Source organism: Achromobacter sp. (genome assembly GCF_032113835.1).
In the GTDB taxonomy this organism is placed as follows: Bacteria; Pseudomonadota; Gammaproteobacteria; order Burkholderiales; family Burkholderiaceae_B; genus Achromobacter.
This window is the reverse complement of sequence record NZ_DAMCTG010000137.1, coordinates 1-8,699: the sequence shown is the minus strand read 5'-3', so window position 1 is coordinate 8,699 and position 8,699 is coordinate 1. Positions and strand designations below refer to the sequence as shown.

The following is an 8,699-nucleotide window of genomic DNA, read 5'->3' as shown; positions in this document are numbered from 1 at the left end:
GGAGCGAAGGCTCCGGACCGCAATCGTGGCCCCGCGCGCCCCGGGACGCCACCGTGCCGGACGCCTTAAGAACGATACTCGCCAACATCCACGAACCGCTACGCGTCTAAGCCGAACAAACATACACGAGAAGCCCCAACGCAACGCTAACGATCTCCCCGTTAAACTCCCAACAAAAAAACAATCGGAGGAGAACACACCATGCGCATTCTGCTGGTCGAGGACAATCTCGATCTTGGCGATGCCGTTGAGAGCAAGTTGCGTTCGGCAGGTCATAGCGTGCAGTGGGTCCACGACGGCGTGCAGGCCTCGCGATGGGCGCTGGACGAGACCTGGGATGCGCTTGTGTTGGATATCAACTTGCCCGGCAAGGATGGCTTCACGCTTATCCGTGAGTTGCGTGCCGCCGGGCTCGACGCGCCCGTACTCGTCATGACCGCGCGCGCCGAGATCGAGGACAAGATCGACATGCTGGATCTTGGCGCCGATGATTACCTCGTCAAACCCTTTGACCTGCGCGAACTCGAAGCGAGATTGCGGGCGCTGTTGCGGCGGCCTGCGGGGCAGACCACCAGTGTTGCGCATTTCGGCAATCTCAGTCTGGACCTCGCCAGCCGGCATGTCGAACTGGCCGGTGCCCCGCTGGAGCTGGGCCGGCGTGAATTCCGGTTGCTTGAGATTCTGGTCGGAAAGCTTGGGCAGACCGTCGCCAAGGAACGCCTCATGAATCAGATCTTCGATCTGGACGACGGCTCGCTCAATGCGCTTGAGTTGCTGATCTCGCGGCTGCGCAAGAAGCTGGCCGGCGCATCTGTCGACATCGTTACTGTGCGGGGCGTCGGGTATCAGGCCCGCAGCCATGAAAATCCCTGAAAGCTTTTCCATCCGGCAACGCGTCTTCACGCTGGGCGCCGTGTTGCTTGCGTGCGCGCTCATCGGGCTGGTGTTCTTCCTGCGCGGTTACGCCCAGCGGGCCGCGGAACAGGCGTTTGACCGCTTGCTTGCGGCCTCGGCATTGACCATCGCAGGGTCGGTTCAGATCGAAGACAACGAAGTCACCGTCGAGCCGCCCGTGTCGTCGCTGGCCATGCTGTCCGGCGGCGAGCGGGTGTTCTACGAAGCGCGCACCTCCAACGGCAGGCTCATCACCGGGTACGGCGACCTTGCGCCCGGCCTGCCGCTCGCGCAGTCCGCCACGCCCGTCTTCACGTACCTGCGGTATCACGACGAACCCATTCGTGTCGCGACCGTCGGCCGTCTGGTGTCCGCCAGCCAGCACGCCGGTTGGGTCACGTTGCGCGTTGCCGAGACACTGGGATCGCGCGAGGCGCTGGCCGGTGAGATCCTGCAACGCAGCGTGTTGCCGCTGGTTGCCGTATCGCTGGTTGCGCTCGGGCTCTTGTGGTTTGGCGTGCAGCGCGCCTTTGCCCCGCTCGCCGTTGTCGAACGCGAGCTGCGGCGCCGGGCGCCCGATGATCTGGCGCCGCTGTCCAAGCCCGTGCCGCGCGAGGTGCGGCGGCTTATCGAAGCGCTCAATGGTTTCATGCAGCGGCTGTCCGGCGCCATGGATAGCCTCAACACGCTGGTCGCCGACGCCGCGCACCAGGTTCGCACGCCGCTCGCCTCGCTGCGCGCACAGGCCGAGGTTGCGCTGGACGAAACCGATCCGCAGCGATTGCACGCCCGGCTCGAGCGCATTCACCTGAACGCCACGCACGCCAGCCAGCTCATCAACCAGTTGCTGATGGACGCCACCATCACCCACCGCATGGGCAAGGGCGCCCGCGCGCTTGTCGGCGTGGCCGAGACCGTCAACGAAACGCGTCGGCGCATCGGACCGTTGGATGCGCAGCGGCTGCGCATCGCCATTGCGCCCGAAGTGCGCCGTGCGCGCATCGCGGGGGACCGCGTCGCGTTGCGCGAAATGCTGCGCAACCTGGTGGACAATGCCCTGCGTTACGCGCCTGATGGGCCCGTTGAAATTCAGGCCATGCCGGTTGCCGGATATCGTGTTGCGCTCACCGTCTCGGACCGTGGGCCCGGCGTGGCCGACGATGAGAAGGAGTCCGTGCAGCAGCGATTTTCGCGCGGCCGCGCGGGGGAATCGCTGCCCGGGTCCGGTTTGGGGCTGGCGATCGTGCGGTCCGTGGCCGTCGCGCATGGCGGCTCGCTGTGGCTGCTGGACCGGCCAGGCGGCGGCCTGACGGCTCGCGTCGTGCTGCCCTTGGCGCGCGCCGGAGCCGGGCGCGCGCTGACCACTGCAGCGGCCGCGCTCTGCGCCGCGTGCCTGCTGCTAGCTGCGCCTTCCGCTGACGTGCGCGCGGCGCAAATCCCCGAAATCATCACCCGCTACCCCGCCCCCCAGCCCTCCTCCCGCGTCCTCACCATCGCCGGCCCGACCGACACGCCCGTCGTCGCGCCGCTCATCCAGGGCTTCCAGTCCCACCGCCCCGACGTCAGCGTCGTCTACCGCGAGATGGGCAGCCGCGAGCTCTACGAGGCCGCCATCGAAGGACGTTTGCAGGATGTGGACGTGCTGATGAGTTCGGCGTCGGATCTGCAGATCCGGCTTGCCAACGACGGCTACGCGCAGAGCTATGCCTCCCCCTACGCCGCGCGGCTTCCATCCTGGGCCATCTGGCGGCACGAGGTCTACGGCTTCACGTTCGAGCCCGCCGTCATCGTCTACAACCCCAAGCGCTTTGCCGAAGCGGCCGTGCCGCGCTCTCGCCAGGATCTGTTGCGGCTGCTGGAACAGGACCCCCTGCGTCTGCGCGGACGCATCGGCACCTACGACATTGCCGCCAGCAGCCTGGGTTACCTGCTGGCCGAACAGGACGAACTGGTTTCCTCCAACTTCTGGGGGCTGGCCAACGCCATGGGCCAGGCTGGCGTGCGGCTGGCGGCCACCAGCGCCGAGATCCTGGACGCCATCGAGCGCGACGAACTGGACATCGGCTACAACATCCTCGGTTCGTATGCCCTGTCGCGGCAGGCTGCAGGCCGGCCCATCGGCGTGGTGTTTCCGCAGGACTACGTGCTGGTGCTGGCGCGCTCGGTGCTGATCGCGCGCACCGCCCCCAACCCCGACCTGGGCCGTGCGCTGGTCGACTGGCTGCTGTCGCCCGCCGGGCAGCAGGTCGCGTCCAGCCATGCCGCGCTCGGCTCCATCATGGAAGACACGCCGGGGCGCTGGACCTCCGAAGCGGTGCTGGCGCGGTCGCAGGGCATCGTGCAGCCGGTCGTGCTCAGCCCCGCGCTGCTCGTGGGGCTGGATCAGCGGCGGCATTCGCGCTTCGTGCAGAACTGGATCCGGCTCGTCACCGATACGCCGCAGCGGCCGTAACGGCAACCCCGTGCATGGCGCCGCCGCGGCCCCGGGATTTCCCCTAGCCGCCGCTTGCCGCCATGACAGGACGACGACAGACGCGCACTCCTAAGATGGCGGCACGCGGGCCCCAGAGCCCGCATCAAGCCAAATCAATCGGAGACATCACCCATGCTTGCCAAGTCCAAACTGGCGGCCGCCTGCGCCGCCGCATTCGCCATCGCCTCCGGCAGCGCCTTTGCGCAGGCAGTGCCCGCGGGCTACCCGGCCGACTACCAGAAGATCCTGGACGGCGCCAAGAAGGAAGGTAAGGTCGTCATCTACTCGACCACCGACACCAAGGCCGCCGGCCCCATCATCAAGGGCTTCGAAGCGATGTATCCGGGTGTCAAGGTCGAATACAACGACATGAACAGCACCGAGCTCTACAACCGCTACATCAGCGAGCAGGCGGCGGGCGGTGGCAGCGGCGACATCGTCTGGAGCTCGTCGATGGACTCGGCCCTGAAGCTGGCCACCGACTACGCGCTGAAGTACCAGTCGCCCGAGGCCGGCAAGCTGCCCGCGTGGGCCAACTGGAAGGATTCGGCCTACGGCACGACGTACGAGCCGGCCGTCTTCATCTACAACAAGCGCCTGATCCCCGCGAATGAAGTACCCACCACGCACGGCGCGCTGGCCAAGCTGATCGCCAGCCAGCCCGACAAGTTCAAGAACAAGGTCACCACCTACGACATCGAGAAGTCCGCGGTCGGCTTCATGCTGGCGGTGCAGGACAAGGCCAACGATCCCAAGTATTTCGAAACCCTCAAGGACATCGCCAAGGGCGGCCTGATCGTGCAGTCGTCCACCGGCACCATGATGGAACGCGTGTCCTCGGGCGAGAACCTGATCGGCTACAACATCCTGGGCTCCTACGCCGAAACGCGCGCCAAGAACGATCCCTCGCTGGGCGTGGCTTACCCCACCGACTACGCGCTGGTGCTGTCGCGCGTCGCGTTCATCAGCAAGAAGGCCAAGAACCGCAACGCCGCCAAGCTGTGGATGGACTACCTGCTGTCGCAGAAGGGCCAGGAAATCATGGCCAACCAGGCCGACCTGGCGTCCGTGCGCGACGACATCGAAGGCGACAACGACGTGGACGGCATGACCAAGAAGCTGGGCGCCTCGCTCAAGCCGATTCCCGTCAACGAAACGCTGCTGGACTACCTGGAGCAAAACAAGCGCCTGGAATTCATCAAGCAATGGCGGGCGGCAGCGGGCAAGTGATGCCCGGGCTCCGGGCGGCATCGATGCCCGGGGCCGCCGCCAACGCAGCGGACGGCGCGCCGTCCGCCTGACCGTGCCGCGGGGCCTTCGTGCCCGGCGGCGCGGCCACCGCGTCATTTCCGACCACAGGATTTCCCATGCAGTCATTGCGCAGAAAATGGCAGTCCCTGCCACGCGGCGTGGTGGTGCTGATCACGGCGCTCGCCATCTACGTGCCGCTGTCGTTCATCATCATCCAGAGTTTCCTCTCGGCGCCCTTCTTTGCCCCGTCCAAGAGCTGGAGCCTGGACGCGTTCCGCTTCATCTTCGCGGATCCCGATTTCTACAAGGCGCTACGCAGCGGCTTCATCCTCGCGTTCGGGCTGGCCGCCATCGCCATCCCGCTGGGCGGCATGCTGGCGTTCCTGATGATCCGCACCGACCTGCCGGGCCGCCGCTGGATCGAGCCGCTGATCCTGGTGCCGGTGTTCGTGTCGCCCATGGTGCTGGGCTTCGGCTACGTGGTCGCGGCCGGTCCGGTCGGTTTCTTCTCGACCTGGGTGCAGAACATCCTGGGCTTCGTGCCCTGGAACGTCTATTCGCTGACCAGCATCGTCATCATCGCCGGCCTCACGCACGTGCCGCACGCCTACCTGTACATCTCGTCGGCGCTGCGCAGCATGGGGTCCGACGTCGAGGAAGCCGCCCGCGTGGCCGGCGCTTCGCCGCTGCGCGTGATGGTGTCCGTCAGCCTGCCCATGGTGCGGCCGGCCATGCTGTACGCCACCGTGCTGCTCTTCTTCCTGGGCCTGGAGGTCTTCGGCCTGGTGCTGGTGCTGGGGGATCCGGAAGGCAACCTCGTGCTGGCGACGTATCTGTACAAGCTGACCAACAAGCTGGGCATCCCGTCCTATCACCTGATGGCCGCCGTGGCCGTGGTGCTGATCTGCATGACGATCCCGCTGGTGATGCTGCAGCGCCGCCTGATGCGCACCGCCAACCGCTTCGTCACCGTCAAGGGCAAGGCCTCGCGTGCGCGTCCGCTGCCGCTGGGCAAATGGCGCTGGGTGGCCGGCGCGGTGGTCGCGTTCTGGCTTTTCGTCACCATCATCGTGCCGCTGACCGGCGTGCTGCTGCGCGCGTTCGTGTCCAACTGGGGCCTGGGCGTCTCGCTCTTTGACGTGCTGTCGCTCGACGCCTTCCGTACCGTGTTCTCGCAGCCCAACCTGATGCGCGCCATCGTCAACTCGGTTGCCATCGGTGTCTTCGGCGGCGCCCTGGCGGTGATGTGCTACATGTTCGTGGGCCTGGCCATGCACCGCAAGCCGGACAACGTCACGCGCTTCATGGACTACAGCGTGCTGGTGCCGCGCGCCGTGCCGGGCTTGCTTGCCGGCCTGGCGTTCCTGTGGGTGTTCCTGTTCGTGCCGATGTGGCTGGACAACGCACTCGACGTGGACGAAAACGGCTGGCTGTCGGCCCTGCCCTTCGCGGAATGGCTGCGCGAGAACTTCGTCGAATGGCTGCGCGCCCTGCGCAGCACCATCTTCAGCGTGTGGCTGGCCTACACGGTCGTGTGGATGGCCTATGGCTTGCGCCTGATCTCTTCGACCCTGCTGCAAGTGGGTCCCGAACTGGAAGAAGCCGCCCGCACCGCCGGCGCGCGCCGCGGCCAGGTCACGCGGCACGTCACGGTGCCGCTGGCCAAGTACGGGCTGATCGGCTCGTGGCTGCTGATGTTCCTGATCTTCGAGCGCGAATACTCCACCGGCGTCTATCTGCTGTCGCCCGGCACCGAGACCATCGGGTCCATGCTGGTGTCGCTGTGGGCCTCCGGCGCCATCGACATCGTGGCCGCGCTTTCCTTCATCAATATCGTTCTGGTCGTGATCGGCCTGGGCATCGCCCTGCGATTCGGAGTCAAACTTCATGATTGAGCTTTCTGTAGAAGACCTGCACCTGGACTACGGCGACAACCCGGTGCTCAAGGGCGTGTCGATGCAGCTGCGGCAGGGCGAAGTGGTGTCGCTGCTGGGCCCGTCGGGCAGCGGCAAGACTACCCTGCTGCGCGCCGTTGCCGGCCTGGAAGGCCCCAAGCGCGGCCGCATCACCATCGGCGAGAACGTCGTCTACGACGGGGCGGCCCGCGCCGAGATTCCGGCCGAAGAACGTAACCTGGGACTGGTGTTCCAGTCGTACGCGCTGTGGCCGCACAAGACGGTGTTCGAGAACGTCGCCTATCCGCTCAAGCTGCGCAAGACGCCGGGCGCCGAGGTGCGCGAACGCGTGCAGGCCGTGTTGGACCAGCTCGGGCTGGGCAAGCTGGGCCAGCGCCATCCGCACGCGCTGTCCGGCGGCCAGCAGCAGCGCGTGGCCATCGGCCGGGCGCTGGTCTACAGCCCGCCCGTCATCCTGCTGGACGAACCCCTGTCCAACCTGGACGCCAAGTTGCGCGAAGAGGCGCGCGCCTTCCTGCGCGAACTCATCATCCGCCTGGGGCTGTCCGCGCTGATGGTGACGCATGACCAGAGCGAAGCCATGGCAATCTCCGACCGCATCCTGCTGCTGAACAACGGCAAGATCGAACAGCAAGGCACGCCGCAGGAGATGTACGGCGCGCCGTCCACCCTGTTCACGGCCGAATTCATGGGCAGCAACAACCGGCTGGACGGCAAGGTCACCGAGCTGCGCGACGGGCAGGCCCGGATCGAGGGCGCCGGCTGGTCGCTGTGGGGCAAGGCCGGCGCGGGCGTCGCCGCGGGCCAGGACGCCACCGCCGTCATCCGCGTGGAGCAGGTGCGCCTGGCGGACGACCCGGACGGCAACCACGTCGACATGCCGCTACTGACCAGCATGTATCTGGGCGACCGCTGGGAATACCTGTTCCGCACGCCGGACGCCGATCCGGCCCGCAGCCTCGCCTTGCGCGCCTATGGCCCCGAAGGCCGCGAGCCGGGCCCCTGCCGCCTGGCGCTGCCCGCCAGCAAGGTCTGGATCTTCCCCCGGGCATCCGCCTGACGGGGTCTAGGCCGTCCGTCCGAGGGCGAATACCGCCTTCGGACGGACCGCGCGGCGGGCGTGGACTCGACTTACAATGCGCTGGTGCAACGCGCTGATTCCCCCTCCGTGCTGAGCCGTTACCTCTGGTGGCTGGGCGCCCCCGCCCAGCACTACCTGCGTATCGGCATCGCGATATCGCTGTTGGTGCACGCCGGCGCGCTGGCGTGGCGTTTCAGCGCGCCCACGCAGACGCGCCCGCCCGTGACCAGCCTGGAAGTCGTGCTGCTCAATGCCCGCAGCGAGACGCCGCCGGAGAACCCGCGCACCGTCGCGCAGAACCAGATGACGGGCGGCGGCAACGCCGACCGCGGCGTGTCGACCACCCCGCTTCCCCAGACCGGCAGCTCGGCCGAGACCATCGTCCTGGAAGCCATGCGCCAGCGGCAGGTGCAGCTGGAGGCCGAACAGGCCCGGCTCATGACCCAGTTGCGCTCGCCGGACAACGCCGGCCCCGAGCGCCAGGCGGTCAATCCGTGGCCCGACGGCGCCGACGTCGGCCAGGACGCCCAGGACCAGGCCAGCGTCATCCAGAACGCCCAGGTGGCGGCGCTGGCGGCGCGGGTCCAGCAGTACAGCGCCGAGCCGCGCAAACAGTTCATCGCGCCGTCGGCCGAAGCCTCCCGCTACGCCGGCTACCTGGATGCCTGGCGCACCCGGATCGAAACGGTCGGCACCCAGCACTACCCCGACGAGGCCCGCGGCCGCATCTACGGATCGCTGCGCATCACCGTGTCGGTGCGCGCCGATGGCAGCATCGCCGAGGTCGAGATCGACCAGCCCTCGCCGCACGCGGTCCTGAACCAGGCGGCGCGCCGCATCGTCCAGCTGGCCGCGCCCTTTCCCCCCTTTCCTCCCGATATCGCCCGCGATACGGACGTGCTGGTCATCACCCGCACCTGGCATTTCGTCAACGACACTCTGGAAACACAGGCCCCATGACCGAGGCGATTCCTCAAGCCCGCTACGCCGTCATCGGCAATCCCATCGCGCATAGCCGCTCGCCTCAGATCCACGCCATGTTTTCGCAGCAGACCGGCAAGCCGCTGCGCTACGAGCGCCTGCT

6 protein-coding genes and 1 pseudogene are annotated in these 8,699 nt (G+C 67.2%); all 7 read left to right on the top strand.

What is annotated here, in order from left to right; all coding sequences use genetic code 11:
- Window positions 1-201 precede the first annotated feature (201 nt).
- Entirely contained in the window at window positions 202-873 is a 672-nt protein-coding gene (locus RT697_RS26075; protein WP_313702536.1) for a response regulator transcription factor, read from the top strand.
- The gene (locus RT697_RS26070) at window positions 860-3,346 is read left to right on the top strand and encodes an extracellular solute-binding protein (RefSeq protein WP_313702535.1); all 2,487 of its coding nucleotides are present in this window, start codon (window positions 860-862) and stop codon (window positions 3,344-3,346) included. The genes RT697_RS26075 and RT697_RS26070 overlap by 14 nt, the downstream gene beginning before the upstream one ends.
- Window positions 3,347-3,499: 153 nt before the next feature.
- Window positions 3,500-4,597 (top strand): ABC transporter substrate-binding protein, encoded by a 1,098-nt coding sequence (locus RT697_RS26065; RefSeq protein ID WP_313702534.1) that lies wholly within the window; start codon window positions 3,500-3,502, stop codon window positions 4,595-4,597.
- A 137-nt stretch (window positions 4,598-4,734) separates the two neighbouring features.
- Window positions 4,735-6,513, top strand: coding sequence for an iron ABC transporter permease (locus RT697_RS26060; protein ID WP_175126245.1), 1,779 nt, complete (start codon window positions 4,735-4,737; stop codon window positions 6,511-6,513).
- Window positions 6,506-7,594: an ABC transporter ATP-binding protein gene (locus RT697_RS26055; RefSeq protein ID WP_313702533.1), complete on the top strand. Its 1,089-nt coding sequence runs from the start codon at window positions 6,506-6,508 to the stop codon at window positions 7,592-7,594. Before RT697_RS26060 ends, RT697_RS26055 begins: the two co-directional genes overlap by 8 nt.
- An 81-nt stretch (window positions 7,595-7,675) precedes the next feature.
- On the top strand, window positions 7,676-8,575 hold the full coding sequence (locus RT697_RS26050; protein ID WP_313702537.1) for a TonB family protein: 900 nt from the start codon (window positions 7,676-7,678) through the stop codon (window positions 8,573-8,575).
- Window positions 8,572-8,699 (top strand): annotated as a pseudogene (gene aroE / locus RT697_RS26045) (shikimate dehydrogenase); the annotation flags it as partial. The gene RT697_RS26050 and the pseudogene aroE, both read left to right, overlap by 4 nt.